This is a genomic window from Nostoc sp. JL23 (assembly GCF_017115065.1).
GTDB lineage: Bacteria > Cyanobacteriota > Cyanobacteriia > Cyanobacteriales > Nostocaceae > Nostoc > Nostoc punctiforme_A.
In genome coordinates this window covers 271,010-289,702 of record NZ_JABXKN010000092.1, presented here as the reverse complement: position 1 = coordinate 289,702, position 18,693 = coordinate 271,010, and the positions used below count along the sequence as shown (strand labels likewise).

The following is an 18,693-nucleotide window of genomic DNA, read 5'->3' as shown; positions in this document are numbered from 1 at the left end:
GTTTCTCTGAGCAACTTGTCTGCTTAATTGAGGTGATAGCTGGATTTACGCCATGCTGTACTAGTGCTTTGTGCCAGTAATTTTCGGGGTTCGTAATTGGTAATTGACCGCTCAATTTTAAGAGCTAGAGCCACTGAGTATATTTTGTATTTAACTAAGTCTAAAGTTCCTCAACAAAATTTGAAATTTAATTCAACTGATTTATGTTGTCCACTTTTCCCACTATTGCCCCAGAAGAGAATAACTTAATTCAATGTGATGCCGATCAAGGATTTATCTCCTGGCTTAGTCAAGCCGGAGGCTCAGTTGCCATCACCACCTACCAAGCCGGAAAACTAGCACTAGTAGGCTGGAATGGGGAACAGATAACCATGCTGTTACGCCAATTTTCCAAACCAATGGGATTGGCAGTGAATGGTTCACGATTGGCACTGGCTAGCCATCATGAAGTCTGTTTATTAGCCAATGCCCCCGCCTTAGCTTATGAGTTTTTAGAAGACCAGCCCGGACGCTACGATGCCCTCTTCTTGCCACGGATGACATATTTTACAGGCGACCTGAACATTCACGACCTGGAATTTGGCAGAGAAGGGCTGTGGCTTGTCAATACCCGCTTTTCGTGTCTTTCTACCTTGAGTCCAGACTTTAGCTTTGTACCGCGCTGGCATCCGAAATTTATTTCTGAAGTAGTGCCAGAAGACCGGTGTCACCTGAATGGATTAGCAATGGTGGATGGCAAACCCAAGTATGTGACTGCCCTTGGTGCGACAGATACCGTCGGAGGATGGCGACCGGGTAAAGCCAACGGTGGAGTCGTAGTGGAAGTAGAGAGCAATGAAATTATTGTAGAAGGATTATCAATGCCCCATTCTCCAATTTGGCATGACGGGTTTTTGTGGTTACTCAACTCTGGTGCAGGGGAAATATGGCGCATTCATCCAGAATCAGGAGACAAACAAGTAGTCTGTGTACTCCCTGGATTTTTGCGGGGGTTGTGCTGCGTCGGGTATTACGCCCTAGTCGGACTATGCCAGATTCGGGAACGGCATATTTTCGGAGGTTTGCCCATTACTCAGCGGTTTGAGCAGCTGCTTTGTGGGGTGGCAGTCGTGGATTTACGAAATGGGCAACAGGTGGGGATGCTGAAGTTCACCGCAGGCTGTCAAGAACTTTATGATGTACAGTTTCTTACTGGTGTACAGCGTCCGATGGTTTTGAATCAGGAACGAAAAGAAATCCGCCAAGCATTTACTGCACCAGAGTTGAATTATTGGCTGCGACCGAGTGCAGTGATTCCTAATGACTAAGAAATCTGTTTAATCAGACCGTAATTGTTGAAATCAAATTTCTAGTTTTTTCAGAGGTTTTTTCATGAATGAATTCAAAGTCAATACTTACACCAACAATAATCAAATTAACCCCGCAGTCGCAATGGATGCTGATGGGGACTTCATCATTTCCTGGACTGGTAATGCTCAGGATGGGTCTGGCGATGGGGTGTACGCTCAACGCTACAACAGTACTGGCGTGGCTGTTGGGGGGGAATTCCAAGTCAATACCAACACCAACGGCAATCAACTTAACTCTACAGTAGCGATCGATTCCACAGGGGATTTTGTTATTTCCTGGCAAAGCCAAGATGCGTCTGGCTTTGGGATATATGCCCAACGCTACAACAGTTCTGGAGTGGCTGTTGGGGGCGAATTTCAGGTCAATACCTCCACTAACAACGATCAGGTTAACCCCATAGTAGCGATGGATACCAATGGGAACTTTGTCATTTCCTGGCAAAGCAGTGGTCAGGACGGGTCTGGCTATGGGGTATATGCTCAACGCTACAACAGTTCTGGAGTGGCTGTTGGGGGCGAATTTCAGGTCAATACCCACACCGAAAGCTCTCAATATAACCCCACAGTAGCGATAGATGCGACTGGGGACTTTGTTATTTCCTGGCAAAGCTATTATCAAGACGGGTCTTACTTGGGTATATATGCCCAACGCTATAACAGTGCTGGGGTGGCTCAAGGAAGTGAATTTTTGGTCAATACCCACACTCAGGGCTATCAAAACAACCCCACAGTAGCAATGGATACCACTGGGGACTTTGTTATTTCTTGGCAAAGCTATGGTCAGGATGGATCTGGCTATGGTGTATATGCCCAACGCTACACCAGTGCTGGGGTAGCTATTGGGGTCGAATTCAAAGTCAATACCCACACTGACGGCAATCAATATAATCCCACAGTAGCGATGGATGCAGATGGGGACTTTATGATTTCCTGGACTAGCAATGGTCAGGACGGGTCTGGCTATGGTATATATGCCCAACGCTATAACAGTTCTGGGGTAGCTATTGGAGGCGAATTTCTGGTCAATACCTACACCAACAACAGTCAAACTAACCCCACAGTAGCAATGGATGCTACTGGAGATTTTGTAATTTCTTGGCAAAGCGATGGTCAGGACGGATCTGGGGAGGGTATATATGCCCAACTAAACAACAACAGCGGGGTTCCTCCGACAGTCACCTCTGGTTCTGTCTCTGCCCTGACATACACTGAGAACGCCACTACAGTACTTGACTCAGGCATCACCGTCAGCGACACAGACTCCCCCAATCTGGCTAGTGCCACCGTCAGGATTACCAGTGGTTTTGCCTCTGCTGAAGATATCCTCGCCTTCACCAACCAAAATGGGATTACCGGCAGCTACAACAGCAGTACAGGAGTCTTAACCTTAATCGGCAGTGCCACCGTTGCTAATTATCAAACTGCACTGCGTTCCATTACTTATACCAACAGCAGTGATAACCCCAGTACTACACCTCGTACCGTCAGTTTTCTAGTTAATGATGGGACTGCTAATAGTACTGCCGTTACCCGCAATATTAATATTACGTCGGTAAATGATCCACCCGTTGCTACTGCCACGAGTTCTGCCTTATCATATACCGAGAACGCAACTACAGTAATTGACTCAGGCATCACCGTCAGCGATGTAGAATCCCCAAACCTGGTTAGTGCCACCGTCAGCATTACTAGTGGTTTCACTTCTGCTCAAGACACCCTCGCCTTCACTAACCAAAATGGGATTACGGGCAGCTACAACAGCACCACAGGTGTCTTAACCTTAACCGGCAGTGCCACCGTTGCTAATTATCAAACCGCACTGCGTTCCATTACTTATACCAACAGCAGTGATAACCCCAGTACTACAACTAGTATCGTCAGCTTTGTAGTTAATGATGGGACTGCTAATAGTACTGCCGTTACCCGCAATATTAATATTACGGGGGTGAATGATGCACCCATTGCTACTGCCACCAACTCTGCCCTAGTATACACTGAGAATGCTATTACACTCATTGACTCAGGTATCACCGTTAGTGACGTAGACTCCGCCAACCTGGCTAGTGCCACCGTCAGCATTACCAATGGTTTTGTCTCTGCTCAAGATACTCTCGCCTTCACCAACCAAAATGGGATTATCGGCAGCTACAACAGTAACACAGGCATTCTAACCTTAACTGGCAGTGCCACTGTTGCTAATTATCAAACCGCACTACGTTCCATTACTTATACCAACAGTAGTGATAACCCCAGTACTACACCTCGTACCGTCAGCTTTCTAGTTAATGATGGGGCTGCTAATAGTACTGCCGTTACCCGCAATATTAATATTACGGCGGTGAATGATGCGCCTGTTGCTGTTAACGATAGCATCACTACAAAAAGAAACACACCCATTATTATTAGCGCTACTACTCTGTTAAGCAATGATACAGATATCGATGTTAGCGACGTTTTGAGCATTACTGGCTTTACTCAACCTAGCCAAGGAAGCTTAGTTAACAACAACGACGGTACTTACACTTATACCCCTGCCCAAAACTATTATGGCTTTGATAGCTTCACTTACACCATAACTGATGGACAGGGAGAAAATAGTACTGCTACCGTCAACTTGACTATTAATCAATACAATGTGATTAATGGTACTTTAGGTGCAGACAACCTGAATGGTACAGTCAATATGGATATCATTTCAGGATTGCAGGGTAATGACACGCTCCAAGGACTAGGTGATAATGATACCCTCGATGGCGCCGATGGAAATGATTCCTTAGATGGTGGTGCAGGAGTTGACAGTCTCGTCGGTGGTAAAGGCAATGATATTTATATCGGAGACAACCTGAACGATATTATTATTGAAGGCTTAAATGCAGGCACAGATTTAGTTAAGTCTTCGGTGAGTTGGGTGTTGGGAAATAACCTGGAGAACTTGACCCTGACTGGAAGTGGGGCAATCAATGGTACTGGTAACAGCCTTAATAACATCTTGATTGGCAATACTGGCGCTAACATTTTGAGTGGAGAAAATGGCAACGATAACCTCTTTGGTGATTCAGACAATGACACCTTGTTGGGTGGTGCAGGCAATGATACCTTAGATGGCGGTTTGGGAGCTGATAGTGTTGATGGTGGAATCGGTAATGACACTTACATCGTAGATAACGTAAACGATATTATTATCGAAGGCTTAAATGCAGGTACAGATTTAGTTAAGTCTTCGGTGAGTTGGGTGTTGGGAAATAACCTGGAGAACTTGACCCTGACTGGAAGTGGGGCAATCAATGGTACTGGTAACAGTCTTAAGAACATCTTGATTGGAAATACTGGCGCTAACATCTTGAGTGGAGAAGATGGTAGCGATAGCCTAATTGGTGGTGCAGGCAATGACACCTTGTTGGGCGGTGCAGGTGATGACACCTTGGATGGAGGTTTAGGGGCTGATAGTCTCAACGGTGGAGTCGGCAATGACATTTATACTGTAGACAACGTAAACGACTTGATTACTGAAGGCTCAGATGTAGGCACAGATTTAGTCAAATCTTCGGTGAATTGGGTGTTGGGAAATAATCTGGAGAACTTGACCCTAACTGGAAGTGGGGCAATCAATGGTACTGGTAACAGCCTTAATAACATCCTGGTGGGAAATAGTGGTGCTAACACGTTGAATGGAGTTGATGGCAACGATAGCCTGTTTGGTAGCTCAGGTAATGACACCTTGTTAGGCGGTGTAGGCGATGACTCCTTGAATGGAGGTGCAGGGACTGACAGTCTTGATGGTGAAGTCGGTAATGATATTTACACTGTAGACAACGTAAACGACTTGATTATTGAATACTTAGATGCAGGCACAGATTTAGTCAATTCTTCGGTGAATTGGGTGTTGGGAAATAACCTAGAGAATTTGACTCTGACTGGAACTGGGGCAATCAATGGTACTGGTAATAGCCTTAATAACATCCTGATGGGAAATAATGGTGCTAACACATTAACAGGAGGAGATGGCAATGATAGCCTCTTTGGTAACTCAGGCAATGACACCTTGTTCGGTAGTGCAGGTGACGATCTAATCGCTGGTGGAGTTGGTCGAGATGTATTGATTGGTGGAACTGGGCAAGATAGCTTCAACCTAAGTGGTACCCGTACTGGAGGGTATGATACGATCGCTGATTTTACTCTTGGAGAGGATACTATCTTGATTTCCAAGGCTGAATTCGGACTGGTTCAATCTCAAAATACTACGCTCGATTCGGGCCTGTTTCGACTTGGTACCACTGCGATAACAGCAAGCGATCGCTTTATCTACGATCAAACTACGGGTAATCTTTTCTTTGACGCGGATGGGATTGGTAAGGCTGCACAAGTTCTTCAAATTGCCCAGTTCTCCAATCAGGTAGCGCTTAGTAGTGCAAATATTACTATCATTGCCTAACGCAAGCTAACTATAGCAAGTATTGAGAAATTACCCAGTAATAGACAGAGCAACTCTTGCTGGGTAATCTTTTATAAATACACATTTGAGTGCAACATAACTGCAAACTTTTAACCTTCCTCTTGGGAATAACCATTTTTCTCGCGTTTGAGGCTTTCTTCTAAGGCTTGAATTTGTTCGCGTCTGGCTTCCAACTCTAAAGAACGCCTTGCTAAGTCTTGGTTTTGCAACGTCAGGGATTGTCGCCAATGTTCTGCTCGCTCGGCCTCATGCTGCAAAAATTCTGGGGTAATGCCGATGGTGAGGTAGTTTTGTACCAGATGCAGTACCCAGTTAGTGGCGTCTTCTAGTCTTTCAATATCGCCTGTAGGAGAAAGTTCGACTAGAACAAGCAAGTTCTCACTCATGATTTTTCCCTTTCCAAGCAGAATGAAAGCTTCTTCGGGAATTATCGCCCACAAGTTATCAGCTTCTTGACGCGCCAATAAGCGTAACTGGTGCTGGTCTAAAAAATCGTTTTTACGCACCTGGGCTAGATATAGCATGAGAGTCGCTTTGCTCCAATTCAAAATTCAAAATTCAAAATAATTTAATAAAAAAATAAGTACTAGAAGTACTAGAATTGATATTTTTACTTTGTTAATTGGTAATGGGTAATTGGGAATTATTAACACTCCCATTACCCATTACAGTTATCCTAAGCCATGCAGGCGATCGCTACGACAACCCCTTCAAACGCTCGCGCAAAATTTCAGCTTGCTTCTGTGCTTCTGCTAAGGCATCACGCGCTCCCTGTACCACGTCAGCCCTAGCTCTATCTACGAAACTAGGATTGTTTAATCTGGTACTCAGGGATTGAACTTCGGCTTCAGCTTTACTCAAGCTTTTTTCTAGCTTGGCACGCACAGCTTCAATATCTACCACACCGCTTAGAGGAATTAGCACCTGTATTGTACCAATTACACCTGCGATCGCATTTTCTGGTTCTTGTGGTTGTTCTAATTCTCTCTGGGGGAAAAATCGGCTCCATAAACTTTGTCTTGCTTGAGCAGTGAGTAAATTTTGGCTAATAAACCACGCTGTGTAACTAAAACCAACTAGTTCAAAGAAAGTTCCGACGATGGGAATGTCATCAATGGCATTTCCCGCAGCTAAACCCACTCTACCAAAGACAATGGCCACGATAATTAAGCCAATTGTCTTCAAACCCCTTTGAGGTTTTTTAACAGCAACAGTTTGGTTTTCTTGCTTGTCGGTAATGGTTAAAGTCTCAACCTTCGCCAAATCTTTAATATAAGACTGTCCAGCAGTGAGAATTTCTCGCTCCTTCTCGCTTTCAGTTTGCAAATTCGCTGTCACTTTTACCCCTGGCTTAATATCCGCCTCAGCCCGCAAATTCCGAATTGTGCGGATAGTAGCAATCAGCAATTCAAACTGTTCTTTTAAAGCTTGATCAATCAAGTTTGCATCTACCTGGGGATAGAGTTGTAACGGTAAAGTTTGCGGGGAATCTGCTGGTTGTTGGGTGAGAGTTTGCCAAATTTCTTCGGTAATATGAGGCATCAACGGATGAAGCAGTTTTAAAATTCCTTCCAATATGTAGCCGAGGGTTTCCTGTGCTACCCGCCGCGATACTGGATCGGCATCTGCTTGCAATCTGGATTTCACCAGTTCAATATACTGATCGCAAAAATCACCCCAAATAAACTCATAGAGTCCTTTTGCTGCTTCCCCTAAACCGTAATTATCGATGTAATTAGTAGTTTGTTTGATAACTTGATGATACCGCGAGATAATCCAGCGATCGCTCAATTCTGTAGCGACTGGATTCCCCAGTTGTTGCGGTGTCTGTCCATCCAAATTCATCATCACAAACCGGGCAGCATTCCACAACTTATTTGCAAAGTTGCGGGATGCTTCTACAGATGCTGATTCATCTTTTTTGCGATCGTATTCTAAGCGGATATCTTGACCCGCGCCAGCTACTTCCCTAATTAAGGTATACCGCAGGGCATCAGTACCATATTTGTCAATTAATAACAATGGGTCAATGCCATTACCTTTGGTCTTTGACATCTTCTGACCTTTTTCATCCAGCACTAAGCCGTGGATGTAAACTGTTTGGAAAGGCATTTGCTGCGTAAAATGCCCAGCCATCATTGTCATTCTGGCTACCCAGAAAAAGATGATGTCAAAGCCTGTCACCAAAGTGGTAGTCGGATAGTAAGTTGCTAAATCCTGAGTTTGTTCTGGCCAGCCCAAAGTCGAAAATGGCCAGAGTCCAGAAGAAAACCAAGTATCTAACACATCTGGGTCTTGTTCAAGCTTGACATTTTCGCCAAATCGTGATTTAGCTTTCTCCCAAGCTTCAGTTTCCGATTTCGCTACCACAAAGGGCGTGGTATCGGTAATTTGCCCATCGGTTTCACTGACAGCGTACCAAGCCGGAATTTGGTGTCCCCACCATAATTGGCGAGAAATACACCAATCTTTGAGTTTTACTAGCCAATCACGATAGACCTTAGTCCAGCGTTGGGGGACAAACTCTGGGGAAGTTTGCTGGTCGAGGAATTTGAGAGTGTTATCAGCTAAGGGGCGAATTTTGACGAACCACTGAGTTGAGAGGAGAGGTTCAATAGGTACTTTACCGCGATCGCTGTAGGGAACGGTATGCTTATAATCTTCTATCTTCACCAAAAAGCCATCTGTTTCTAGGCGAGAAACCACATTTTTTCTCGCAACAAAGCGGTCTTGTCCTTGAAACTCCCCAGCGTTGGCGTTGAGAGTGCCGTCTTTATTCATAATGTTAATCAACGGCAGATTGTGACGCTTACCCATGTCAAAATCGTTCGGGTCATGGGCGGGAGTCACCTTCACGCAACCTGTACCGAAGGTAGGATCAACAAATTCATCGCCAATAATGGGAATTTCTCGTTGTAGAATTGGCAGAGTTAGAGTTTTGCCGATGAGATGTTTGTAGCGATCGTCATTAGGATGAACCGCTACTGCCGTATCGCCCAGCATCGTTTCTGGTCGAGTTGTCGCCACCTCTACAAAACCGGAACCATCGGTGAGGGGATAGCGGAAGTGCCAGAGATTTCCATTAACTTCTTGATTTTCAACTTCCACATCAGACACAGCCGACTGAGAAGCGGGACACCAGTTAACTAAATATTCACCACGATAAATTAAGCCTTCTTCGTAGAGGCGAGTAAATGCCTCGACAACAGCTTTAGATAAACCCTCATCCAGCGTAAACCTTTCCCGTGACCAGTCCACTGAGACACCTAAGCGTCGTAGCTGATTAAGAATTGTTCCCTCAGACTCCGCCTTCCATTGCCAAGCGCGTTCTAAGAATTTTTCGCGCCCCAATTCATAGCGAGTCTTACCCTCTTTCTTGAGTTGCTTTTCTAGCATACTATGCACAGCAATGCTGGCGTGGTCAGTTCCGGGTAGCCATAGGGTATTGCGTCCCTGCATCCGGTGGTAGCGCACGAGGGTATCAATTAAGGCACTTTCAAAAGCGTGACCCATGTGTAAGCTGCCGGTGACATTTGGGGGGGGAATGACGATGCAGTAGGGTTCGCCGCCTTTGTTGGGGTCAGCTTTGTAAACTTGGTTGTCTTCCCAGAATTTTTGCCACTTGGCTTCAGTGGAAAAGGGGTCGTAGAGACTGGGGAGATTGGGAATGGTTGCGGTCATGCGGGAAAACTAAGGAAGGACTCTAATAAATTTTGCCACAGGGTTGGAGAGGGATTGATGGAAACGAACCGCAGAGGCGCAGAGAACGCGGAGGGAAGAGAGTTAGGAGAGGATATGAATCGGCTTACGGGTGAGGTGATTGGGGCAGCGATTGAGGTGCATAGGGTGTTGGGGCCTGGGTTTTTGGAGGAGGTATATAAGGAGGCGCTAATTATAGAATTTTTCAGGTGCGGGATACCTCATGTGGTTGAGAAGGGGGTAATAGTGAATTACAAAGGACATGAAGTAGGCAAGGGGAGATTAGATTTTCTGGTTGCCAATTGTTTAATTGTGGAATTAAAAGCTGTTCAAAATTTAGCCCCAATCCACGAAGCTCAAGTCCTCTCATACCTTAAAATGACTAATTACCCCTTAGCCCTTCTCATCAACTTTAACGTCCCCCTCCTCAAAGACGGCATCAAACGCATTATCCTCTCTTAATCTCTCTGTGCCCTGTGCGCCTCTGCGGTTCGTCCCCCAAATCCATGAAACACCAAACAACCTCCCCTTGGAAATTCATCCCCACCCTCTATTTCACCTCCGGCATCCCTTACATTATCATCAACACAGTTTCCGTAATCTTTTACAAAAAACTCGGAATAGATAACACTCAAATTGCCTTATGGACAAGTTTTCTCTATCTACCTTGGGTCATCAAAATGTTTTGGGGCCCAATTGTTGATATTTACTCTACCAAACGTAAGTGGATACTTTATACCCAATTTGCCATGTTTTGCTGCTTGGGTTTGATAGCCTTCTCATTACAACTGCCAAATTTCTTTTTCATCTCCCTCGCAGCATTAACAATAGGAGCATTTATTTCTGCAACTTATGACATTGCTACAGATGGCTTCTATCTGCTGGCTTTATCTCCAGAACAACAAGCCTTCTTTGTCGGCATTCGCTCATTATTTTATCGAATGGCTGTCATTTTTGGTTCTGGAATATTAGTAGTCTTAGCAGGTCAGCTTGAAGTATCTCTCAATAATATTCCTTTAAGCTGGACTATAGCCATTGGCTTCTCAGCTTTAATCTTAGCAATTTTGTTTATTTACCATCGCCTAATTTTACCCTTACCCGAATCAGATAATCAACGACAAATACAAGCTAGGGAAAATATACCCTTTTGGTCAATCATTAGCTCATATTTTGCTCAGAATAAAATTATAAACATTTTAGCATTTATCTTACTCTACAGATTTGGCGAAGCAATGCTTGTGAAAATAGCCTCTTTATTTTTATTGGACAAACCAGAAGTAGGGGGTTTAGGACTATCAACATCAGATGTCGGTTTAGTCTACGGAACATTTGGGGTAATCTCCCTAATTTGTGGAGGAATTTTAGGAGGTCTATTAATTTCAAAATATGGATTAAAAAAGTGCCTGTTTCCTATGGCTTTAGCTTTGAATTTACCTGATATATTTTATGTGTATATGGCTTACAATAAACCTTCACTAACATTAGTGTATCCCTTAGTTTCATTGGAGCAATTTGGGTATGGTTTTGGATTTACAGCTTTTAGTGTTTATTTAATGCATATTTGCCAGGGCGAATATAAAACTTCTCATTTTGCTATCTCCACTGGCATTATGGCTTTAGGGATGATGCTACCAGGTTTAATTAGCGGTTATCTGCAAAAAGCTTTTGGCTATCCATTATTTTTTATCTTTGTTTGTTTGTTGACTATTCCTGGGATGATTGCTCTGTTTTTTATACCTTTAAAAGAAGAACCGAAGCGTCAAAATAATTAATATTATTACCGATCATGAGTTATGTTTTGGGAATAGATGGCGGCGGTAGCAAGACTGTTTGTGTCTTGATGGATGATTTGTATCAAGTACTAGGTCACGGTGAAGCAGGGCCATCTAATTATCAAAGTATAGGTATCGAAGCAACTTTACAATCTATTCAATCTGCAATTCATAATGCGGTTGAGGCAGCAATAATTACAAATACTGTGAATATTGATGCGATATGTTTGGGTTTAGCGGGTGTAGGTCGTGCAGCAGATATAGAAGTAGTAAAACGTTTAGTACAAGAGTTGCAAAATAAAAAATGTATGCCTATTAATTGGGTATTACAGCCAGGAAATATTATAATCTGTAACGATGCTTTAATTGCTTTAGTTGGTGGAATTGGTCAGCCTGTAGGAATTGTGGTTGCAGCCGGTACTGGTTCGATAGTTTTCGGACAAAATCATCAGGGAGATACCAAGCGAGTCGGTGGTTGGGGATATATTTTAGGAGATGAAGGTAGTGCCTATAAAATTGCGATCGCAGCCATGAACGCAGCATTAAAATCTTATGATGGACGGGAAATATCAACGAGTTTGATAGAGGATTTCAAACAGCATCTTGATTTGGAAAATATAGAAGATTTAATAGAAGTAGTATATCGGCAAAAATGGGGAGTTAAACAGATTGCGGCTTTAGCACCAGTTGTAGATTTGGCAGCAGCGTCAGGTGATATAGTAGCGAATCTCATAATTGATGATGCTGTAAAAGAGTTAGTAAAAGCTACATCTACAGTAATGGATGCAATTTTTAGTGCTGACTTAGTTTTAGAAATAGTCACAACGGGAAGTGTATGGCAGGGTAGATGCAAGATCCATGAAAGATTTGCAGCATCAATTGTTAAGAATTTTCCTAATGTAAAGGTGATATTTCCGAGGTATGAACCTGCTTATGGTGCTGGGTTATTAGCGTTGCAAACAACTCAAAATTGACGCGAAGAAAGCAATAATAAGAGTTTTCAGTCTGCGAATATGCGTCCCAAAAAAGTTATTATTTCAGACCAAGCTGCGGTGGTAGCACTAGAATCATAACGATAACCGTCGTCGCGCATGAATGTATGTTCTGCTTCATACAAGAAAACTTGGTGAGGGATTTTAGCATTCTCAATTGCTTTTATTATGGTTTGGCGATCGCTATCTGGTATATGAGGGTCAAGAGTACCGAACACCATTAGCATCTCGCCTTTGATTTCACTTACTCTCTGGATTGTATCGGCTACCTCTTTACCCAGTTTACCACTGGGAATCCCAGTCGGGTAACAGCAGACACAAGCCCGAATTTCGCTTTGAAATGCTGCACGGAAAGCTAAATGTCCACCAATACAAAAGCCTAAAGTGCCTATTTGATTTGGAGAAACTGCACTCTCTCCTTTTAGAAATTCAATTACGGCAAGGCAATCGGCATCATAATCAGCTACGGAGGTTCGACGAGCATCGTCATTACCCCGCATCCTTCCAAGATCGTCTGGCTCAATTATTGAACCAACTGGCTCAATTCGGTGAAAAATTTCTGGTGCTGCTACTACATAGCCGTATCCTGCTAAGTAGTTAGCGAGACGAATCATTGCATCACCTAACTGATAAATATCACTGTAGAAGACAATACCAGGGTATTTTCCTGCTGCTTTGGGAGCTGCTATATAAATACGCATTAAGCTGTCATCTACTCTTAATTCAACATTGCGCTTAGTGATTTGCACTTTTTTGTCTCCGTGTTCCGCTTGCTATCATTAGCTTCTACACTATAGCGTTGCAGCATCCGGTTACTTTCAACCCAAAATTTAGCGTTCTTTTACCAGTGAAAGTTTGTTGCGATCACTTTAATAGTTAATAAATAAGTATTAAATTTTATAAAGTAATTAATTGGGGTATTTAGATCATCTGTGACATGAATCAAAAAAATATTCTTACTTGGAGTGATGTAGCTTACGCTTCCCGAATTGCGACTGGAGGATCAAAGCAAGAATGGGAAGCATTAGAACTGATTTGGCAAGCATGGGAAATAATAATCCAAGCTAGACTTACAACTTATTCTAATAAACTTGAATTTTTGCAAGTAGTCATACGCTTTGTTGCTGTTGTAAGTTTTTACCTAGAATTATTGGACGAGGATGATTGGCAATACTATGTTTATTATTACATAATCGACTGGATTAAAGCTATTAGAATGGCTGATGATTATCTTGAATATACAATCGAATGTGTATATAGCTTGGCTTTACCCCTAGTGCCAAACTCAAAATTAGATAGTTTACTATTATATTCTGTAGATATGGCTTTACAACAAGTTACGAAATTACTAATGGACAAGCTTAATAGTGACTCAATGTTGTTTAAAACTGTACAAAAACTTAAAGAGGAAGAATTTGAAGAAGATGAATATAATTTACAAAGAATAGACGCTGAATTAATTAGTAATGGCATATCAGTAGAAAAAATAATTAAATTATCTGAAAAACATGAAGATTTTTATAAAAATAACAAAATCATAAAATATGAAGTTGCAATTATAGAAATATGTGAAAAGCAAGAGGCTCAGGATAAAATATACCTATCAGACACAGATTATAATGATTTTGATCATTTTGGTCATTTTACAGATTGTAATGATGTTGGTCATTTTGAGAATTTTGAGCAATCGCAAAAAGTTACAGATGCTGCTAATCAAGTATTCAGGTTCTTCTCTTTATATCAATTAAAAGCTAAGTATTCTAGTAGGCAAATTTCTCAGGAAATTGGGTTTAATGAAACTGACTTAGAACACTGGATACGTACAATTCATCGCAAAAAGCAAATAATCTTATACGGTTCTCCTGGAACAGGTAAAACCTTTATTGCTGAACACCTTGCAAAATATTTAATAGGTGGTAGTGATGGCTTCTCAGAATTAGTGCAATTTCATCCTGCATACTCTTATGAAGATTTTATTCAAGGTATACGTCCTCAAAGCCAAGATGGACAATTAACATACCCTTTGCTTCCAGGCAGTTTTCTAAAATTCTGCAAAGAAGCAGAGTATCATCAAGGAACTTGCGTTTTAATTATTGATGAAATAAACCGCGCTAATCTCGCACAAGTTTTTGGCGAACTAATGTACTTACTTGAGTACCGAGATAGAGAAATTCTATTAGCTGGCGGTAACACCTTTCGCATTCCGAAAAATGTCCGCATTATTGGCACAATGAATACAGCAGATAGGTCTATTACAAATATAGACCATGCACTCCGTCGTCGCTTTGCATTTATCGAACTTCGCCCAAATTATGATCTGCTGCGACGTTATCACCTAAAAACAGGTTTTGCAGTAGAGGGATTAATTAATATTTTACAGCAATTAAATCAGGCGATCGCAGATAAAAATTACGAAATTGGTATTTCATTCTTTTTAACAGACAACCTACGGGAAGAGATAGAAGATATATGGCGCATGGAAATTGAACCATATTTAGAAGAATACTTTTTTAACCAGCTAGAAAAAGTAGATCAGTTTCGCTGGGATGAAATAAAAAGTAAACTATGGATATAAACCCAGCAAAACCAAGAATTCTTGAACTTACAGAATATGAAAATAAATTATTTCCGCTTGATCAAATACCCTATTCAGCCGGAGTCGAGTTATATGAGAAATACAAAACACAAGTAGATATAGAATTTCCTACCTATACAACAAGACAACATTGGAAACTGAAAGCTAAAGGATGGGTAGGTTACATTCCTGTCACTCCTGAATTGCATCTAAAAATAAATCCGAAAGTGCCTATTCAAAACTTCTTCGGAATGCTGGAATATGCCTACAATTTTAAAGGTTTTCGCTTTCTCGAAGGGCTAATGGATTGTGAATCTCTAGAGAATTTTTATAATAATCTGGCTCATATCTTAGCCGATAAAGTTTTAGAACGATGCCGCAAAGGATTATACCGTACTTACTTGCCTAAAACACAGCAGCTTTCTTATGTGCGGGGAAGGCTAGATGTGCAACAGATAATTCAAAAGCCGTGGAATGTTAAACTTAAATGCAATTACGAAGAACATACGGCTGATGTTAAAGAAAATCAAATACTGGCATGGACACTTTATATCATTGGTCGTAGCAGTTTATGTTCAGAAAGAGTATCACCAACAGTACGAAAAGCTTATCACGCTCTACAAGGATTAGTAACGCTGCAACCTTGTAGCGCAGAAGATTGTATAGCCAGACAGTATAATCGCCTCAATCCAGACTATGAACTATTACATAATTTATGCCGATTCTTTTTAGAAAATAGTAGTCCCAGTCATGAAAGGGGAAATTACAAAACCTTACCCTTTCTCGTCGATATGGCACATTTATATGAACTTTTTGTTGCGGAATGGCTTAAGAAAAACACGCCGCAAGGCTATTTTTTCAAACAGCAACATCCAATAGAAATTAGTCAGAATCGGTACTTTAGTATAGATATATTACTGTGTGATGCTGATACTGGCAAAACAATAGCAGTTTTGGATACAAAGTATAAAGCCCTAGAACTGGCAGGATATACAGATATTCATCAAATGATCAGCTACGCTAACACAACAAAATGCAAGCCTTTTTGATATACCCCAAAGACTTGACACAGCCACTAGATATTAAAAGCGATCAAATCCGAGTCCGCAGCCTCACCTTTTCCCTAGATGATAATCTCGATCGCGCAGGTCAAACCTTCTTAAAAAATGTTTTTTTCCTACTCTCCTCAGAAATTATACCAGTAATTAATAAAGGGGACAGATGACATTCGCTTGCTGCGAAGCACCCATCCCCGAATAGCTGCCCAGATGATGAACCTGGAATCTATAGTCCGGTATCTAATCATCCAAGTATCGTCGGAGATATGTCGATTGTCACTGGGATAGATACTGATTTAAAAGATATCTACCAAAAGATGCGTTGTTGATTAACCCCTTTTTCTCTCTCCCATCGCCAACAGCGCTGTCCCGTAAGCAGCTTCTGTATTTACTGACGCTACTACAGGAACCTGCAAATGACGCGCCCTAATCGCAGCCCAAGTTTCATTCGCCGCGCCACCTCCAGCAGTATAAACACGGCTCAATTTATCTGCGCCCATTTGCTGTAATAATTCATACCCTCGCGCTTCTATGCGGGCAATGCTTTCTAACAAGCCATGCAAAAATTCCACTGGATTATCTGGGCGTGGTGACAAGCGTGGGGGTAGATTGGGATCGTTAATCGGAAAGCGATCGCCTACCTTCAACAATGGATAATAATCTAACTCGCTGGCTTTTGAGGCATCAATCTCCCGACTAAGGCTTTCTAACTCAGCGTTTGTGAAAAATTTCTTTAGTACTGCACCCCCAGTATTAGAAGCGCCCCCAGTTAGCCACAAATCACCCAGGCGATGGCTGTAAATCCCATATCTGGCATCCTCTACACGGGTACGACTTAATAACTTTAGTACCAACGTTGAACCAAGGGAAGTCACGGCTTCACCAGGTAATTTTGCCCCACTGGCGAGAAAAGCAGCAATACTATCGGTTGTACCAGCACAGACCAGACAATCACGGCGGAAACCGAACTTATCGGCAATTTCAGGACGTAATTCGGCAATGGGAGTACCAGGAGGTAAAACTTTGGGTAGCTGAATCGGTATTTGCAAATTTTCTAGCCATTCTGGGTATTTCAACTCTTCTACGTCATAACCCAGCTTTAAAGCATTATGGTAATCGCTAATACCCAACTGTCCATGTAAGAGAAACGCCAGCCAATCTGCTTGATGCAGAAAATATCTAGCTTCACTAAAAGAGGGTAATTGCTTCATCCACAAAAGTTTGGCTAGGCTGGAGGTGGCACTCAACACGGTATGATTGGGGGGTGCAATACTCCTCAAATGCTCTAGCACAGATGATCCCCGCGCGTCGTTATACAGCAATGGTGCATCTACAGGGTTGCCAGCAGCATCGACCAGCAAGACGGTGGAAGAAGTCCCATTAATTGCGATCGCTTTAATTTCTTGCCGCAATTGGTCAGGTATTTGTTCCACCAACACAAACAAAGCCTCCTGCCAAATTTTTGGCGTAACGGCATTTGATGAGTCATGGAAGGGATATCGCACCTCTGCCTGAATACAAGAGGCTTCCTCGTCAATCACCACACCGCGCCCGCCAGATGTGCCGAAATCGATACCCAGATATAAATTCATAATTTTTATAAATTTTTTTAATGGAGAATAAATAAGGACTACTGACAAATAACTGCTTTTGTTGCATCTTGTAACAAGATATTCCACAATCTTGGCAAAACAAGGAAAAGTAGTAAACGAACTGTTCAAAATCTATTCAGGTTAGGAGGTTTTCAGCCATGCCTATCTTAGATACTCTGTACATCGCTCAGATATCTTCCATCTCAGATACTCAAGTCTACATCGCTCTAGTTGTAGCCTTGATCCCAGGAGTTCTAGCTTGGCGATTAGCCACAGAACTTTACAAATAACGCTCCGATGTGACACAGTTAAAAAGTTAATAATCCTGGCAGTACGGGGTGCAATTTCCAGATTTTATGGCATAAAGCCATAAAATCTGGAAACCTTGCACTTACGTAAGCCAGGTTATTTTTTAACTAATGCGACACTTGTAGCTATTTCAAAAAAATGAAGTAATATGACAGCTAAATCAAGCATTCAGGAGTGCTGATATCTGAGTACTGAGTGCTAAATGCTGATTACTGAGTTAGAAATCTCACTCAGCACTCATAACTCAGCACTCTTGATAGTACTTCACTTCACTAAGCGAGCTTATCTTTTAGCATCATGAACGCGATTCAACCCTCCAGACCACCGTTACAACCTATACAAAAACGCCAGGTCATTTCTCGACCCAAGCGGCATCTTCGTCAACGTTCTTACCAGGTGATGGCACTGGAAAGCACAGCCAAAATAGCGGTCAATCTTGTGATTACAGCCGTTGCAGCATCTGCTTTAACACAACTCTTGCCTTATCATTGGTTACAGCAAGAAAAATTGCGAGAAATGAGTACTGAAGTCAAGCTGATGGAAGGACATGTCAATGGTTTACAGGCAGAATTTAGCCGTAACTTTGATCCGCAAGAAGCTAAAACTATTAGACAACGACAAGGATACCGATTCGATCCTAGCCAGCGTCAGATCGTGTTGATGAATCAAGATCGCCGAGAAGATGAGCCAACAGACTCGTTACCCTAAGACAAATGGCGAATTTGGGATTATTTCGGTTTATTATGATTCAGGCTACGTATAAACTGGGTGTTAATTTATATTATTGCTAATAAGTAATGGTTAATAGCTAATTTTTGAATAGCTATGTATTTATCATCTATTAGTCATTAGCGATACAGCGTCGCTTCTCTACGAGACGCTGCGCGAACGCTC

13 protein-coding genes are annotated in these 18,693 nt (G+C 42.2%); 9 read left to right on the top strand and 4 right to left on the bottom strand.

Annotated elements, in window-relative coordinates; translation table 11 throughout:
- Positions 1–203 precede the first annotated feature (203 nt).
- Positions 204–1,307 carry a TIGR03032 family protein gene (locus tag HWQ42_RS19035; protein ID WP_292814944.1) on the top strand — a complete coding sequence of 368 codons (1,104 nt, stop codon included), beginning with the start codon at positions 204–206 and terminating at the stop codon, positions 1,305–1,307.
- A gap of 64 nt (positions 1,308–1,371) precedes the next feature.
- Positions 1,372–5,781, top strand: a complete 4,410-nt coding sequence (locus HWQ42_RS19030) for a cadherin-like domain-containing protein (protein ID WP_292814941.1) — start codon at positions 1,372–1,374, stop codon at positions 5,779–5,781.
- 110 nt (positions 5,782–5,891) lie between these two features.
- Here HWQ42_RS19030 and HWQ42_RS19025 read toward each other — a convergent pair whose 3' ends face one another.
- Both HWQ42_RS19025 and HWQ42_RS19020 read right to left on the bottom strand, forming a co-directional pair.
- Positions 5,892–6,326 carry a hypothetical protein gene (locus HWQ42_RS19025; protein WP_292738382.1) on the bottom strand — a complete coding sequence of 145 codons (435 nt, stop codon included), beginning with the start codon at positions 6,324–6,326 and terminating at the stop codon, positions 5,892–5,894.
- A gap of 172 nt (positions 6,327–6,498) precedes the next feature.
- Positions 6,499–9,483 carry a valine--tRNA ligase gene (locus HWQ42_RS19020; protein ID WP_292814938.1) on the bottom strand — a complete coding sequence of 995 codons (2,985 nt, stop codon included), beginning with the start codon at positions 9,481–9,483 and terminating at the stop codon, positions 6,499–6,501.
- A 57-nt stretch (positions 9,484–9,540) separates the two neighbouring features.
- Between HWQ42_RS19020 and HWQ42_RS19015 the strand changes: the two genes are divergently transcribed.
- From HWQ42_RS19015 to HWQ42_RS19005, 3 genes are read left to right on the top strand one after another with little or no spacing between them, the layout of a single operon-like run.
- Positions 9,541–9,963 carry a GxxExxY protein gene (locus HWQ42_RS19015; RefSeq protein ID WP_292814936.1) on the top strand — a complete coding sequence of 141 codons (423 nt, stop codon included), beginning with the start codon at positions 9,541–9,543 and terminating at the stop codon, positions 9,961–9,963.
- Between the two features lie 44 nt (positions 9,964–10,007).
- Entirely contained in the window at positions 10,008–11,273 is a 1,266-nt protein-coding gene (locus HWQ42_RS19010; protein WP_292814933.1) for an MFS transporter, read from the top strand.
- A 14-nt stretch (positions 11,274–11,287) separates the two neighbouring features.
- A complete protein-coding gene (locus HWQ42_RS19005) occupies positions 11,288–12,247 on the top strand; it encodes an N-acetylglucosamine kinase (protein WP_292814931.1) in 960 nt (319 codons plus the stop codon).
- Positions 12,248–12,273: 26 nt separating this feature from the next.
- Here the strand turns inward: HWQ42_RS19005 and HWQ42_RS19000 are convergent, their stop codons facing one another.
- A complete protein-coding gene (locus tag HWQ42_RS19000) occupies positions 12,274–13,014 on the bottom strand; it encodes a dienelactone hydrolase family protein (RefSeq protein ID WP_292814928.1) in 741 nt (246 codons plus the stop codon).
- A 188-nt stretch (positions 13,015–13,202) separates the two neighbouring features.
- On the opposite strand from HWQ42_RS19000, the gene HWQ42_RS18995 reads away from it, so the two are divergent.
- On the top strand, positions 13,203–14,840 hold the full coding sequence (locus HWQ42_RS18995; protein ID WP_292814926.1) for an AAA family ATPase: 1,638 nt from the start codon (positions 13,203–13,205) through the stop codon (positions 14,838–14,840).
- A complete protein-coding gene (locus HWQ42_RS18990; protein WP_292814923.1) occupies positions 14,831–15,889 on the top strand; it encodes a restriction endonuclease in 1,059 nt (352 codons plus the stop codon). The genes HWQ42_RS18995 and HWQ42_RS18990 overlap by 10 nt, the downstream gene beginning before the upstream one ends.
- 338 nt (positions 15,890–16,227) lie before the next feature.
- Here HWQ42_RS18990 and HWQ42_RS18985 read toward each other — a convergent pair whose 3' ends face one another.
- Positions 16,228–17,490 (bottom strand): FGGY-family carbohydrate kinase, encoded by a 1,263-nt coding sequence (locus HWQ42_RS18985; protein ID WP_292814921.1) that lies wholly within the window; start codon positions 17,488–17,490, stop codon positions 16,228–16,230.
- A gap of 200 nt (positions 17,491–17,690) precedes the next feature.
- On the opposite strand from HWQ42_RS18985, the gene psaM reads away from it, so the two are divergent.
- Together psaM and HWQ42_RS18975 are read left to right on the top strand one after the other, a co-directional pair.
- Positions 17,691–17,780 carry a photosystem I reaction center subunit XII gene (psaM, locus tag HWQ42_RS18980; protein WP_040630342.1) on the top strand — a complete coding sequence of 30 codons (90 nt, stop codon included), beginning with the start codon at positions 17,691–17,693 and terminating at the stop codon, positions 17,778–17,780.
- A gap of 316 nt (positions 17,781–18,096) precedes the next feature.
- Positions 18,097–18,507 (top strand): hypothetical protein, encoded by a 411-nt coding sequence (locus tag HWQ42_RS18975; protein ID WP_292738275.1) that lies wholly within the window; start codon positions 18,097–18,099, stop codon positions 18,505–18,507.
- Positions 18,508–18,693: the final 186 nt, after the last annotated feature.

Coding starts and splice junctions, on each gene's coding strand:
- HWQ42_RS19035 (WP_292814944.1), top strand. CDS start 204: ATGTTGTCCACTTTTCCCACTATTGCCCCAGAAGAGAATAACTTAATT.
- HWQ42_RS19030 (WP_292814941.1), top strand. CDS start 1,372: ATGAATGAATTCAAAGTCAATACTTACACCAACAATAATCAAATTAAC.
- HWQ42_RS19025 (WP_292738382.1), bottom strand. CDS start 6,326: ATGCTATATCTAGCCCAGGTGCGTAAAAACGATTTTTTAGACCAGCAC.
- HWQ42_RS19020 (WP_292814938.1), bottom strand. CDS start 9,483: ATGACCGCAACCATTCCCAATCTCCCCAGTCTCTACGACCCCTTTTCC.
- HWQ42_RS19015 (WP_292814936.1), top strand. CDS start 9,541: ATGGAAACGAACCGCAGAGGCGCAGAGAACGCGGAGGGAAGAGAGTTA.
- HWQ42_RS19010 (WP_292814933.1), top strand. CDS start 10,008: ATGAAACACCAAACAACCTCCCCTTGGAAATTCATCCCCACCCTCTAT.
- HWQ42_RS19005 (WP_292814931.1), top strand. CDS start 11,288: ATGAGTTATGTTTTGGGAATAGATGGCGGCGGTAGCAAGACTGTTTGT.
- HWQ42_RS18995 (WP_292814926.1), top strand. CDS start 13,203: ATGAATCAAAAAAATATTCTTACTTGGAGTGATGTAGCTTACGCTTCC.
- HWQ42_RS18990 (WP_292814923.1), top strand. CDS start 14,831: ATGGATATAAACCCAGCAAAACCAAGAATTCTTGAACTTACAGAATAT.
- HWQ42_RS18985 (WP_292814921.1), bottom strand. CDS start 17,490: ATGAATTTATATCTGGGTATCGATTTCGGCACATCTGGCGGGCGCGGT.
- HWQ42_RS18975 (WP_292738275.1), top strand. CDS start 18,097: ATGAACGCGATTCAACCCTCCAGACCACCGTTACAACCTATACAAAAA.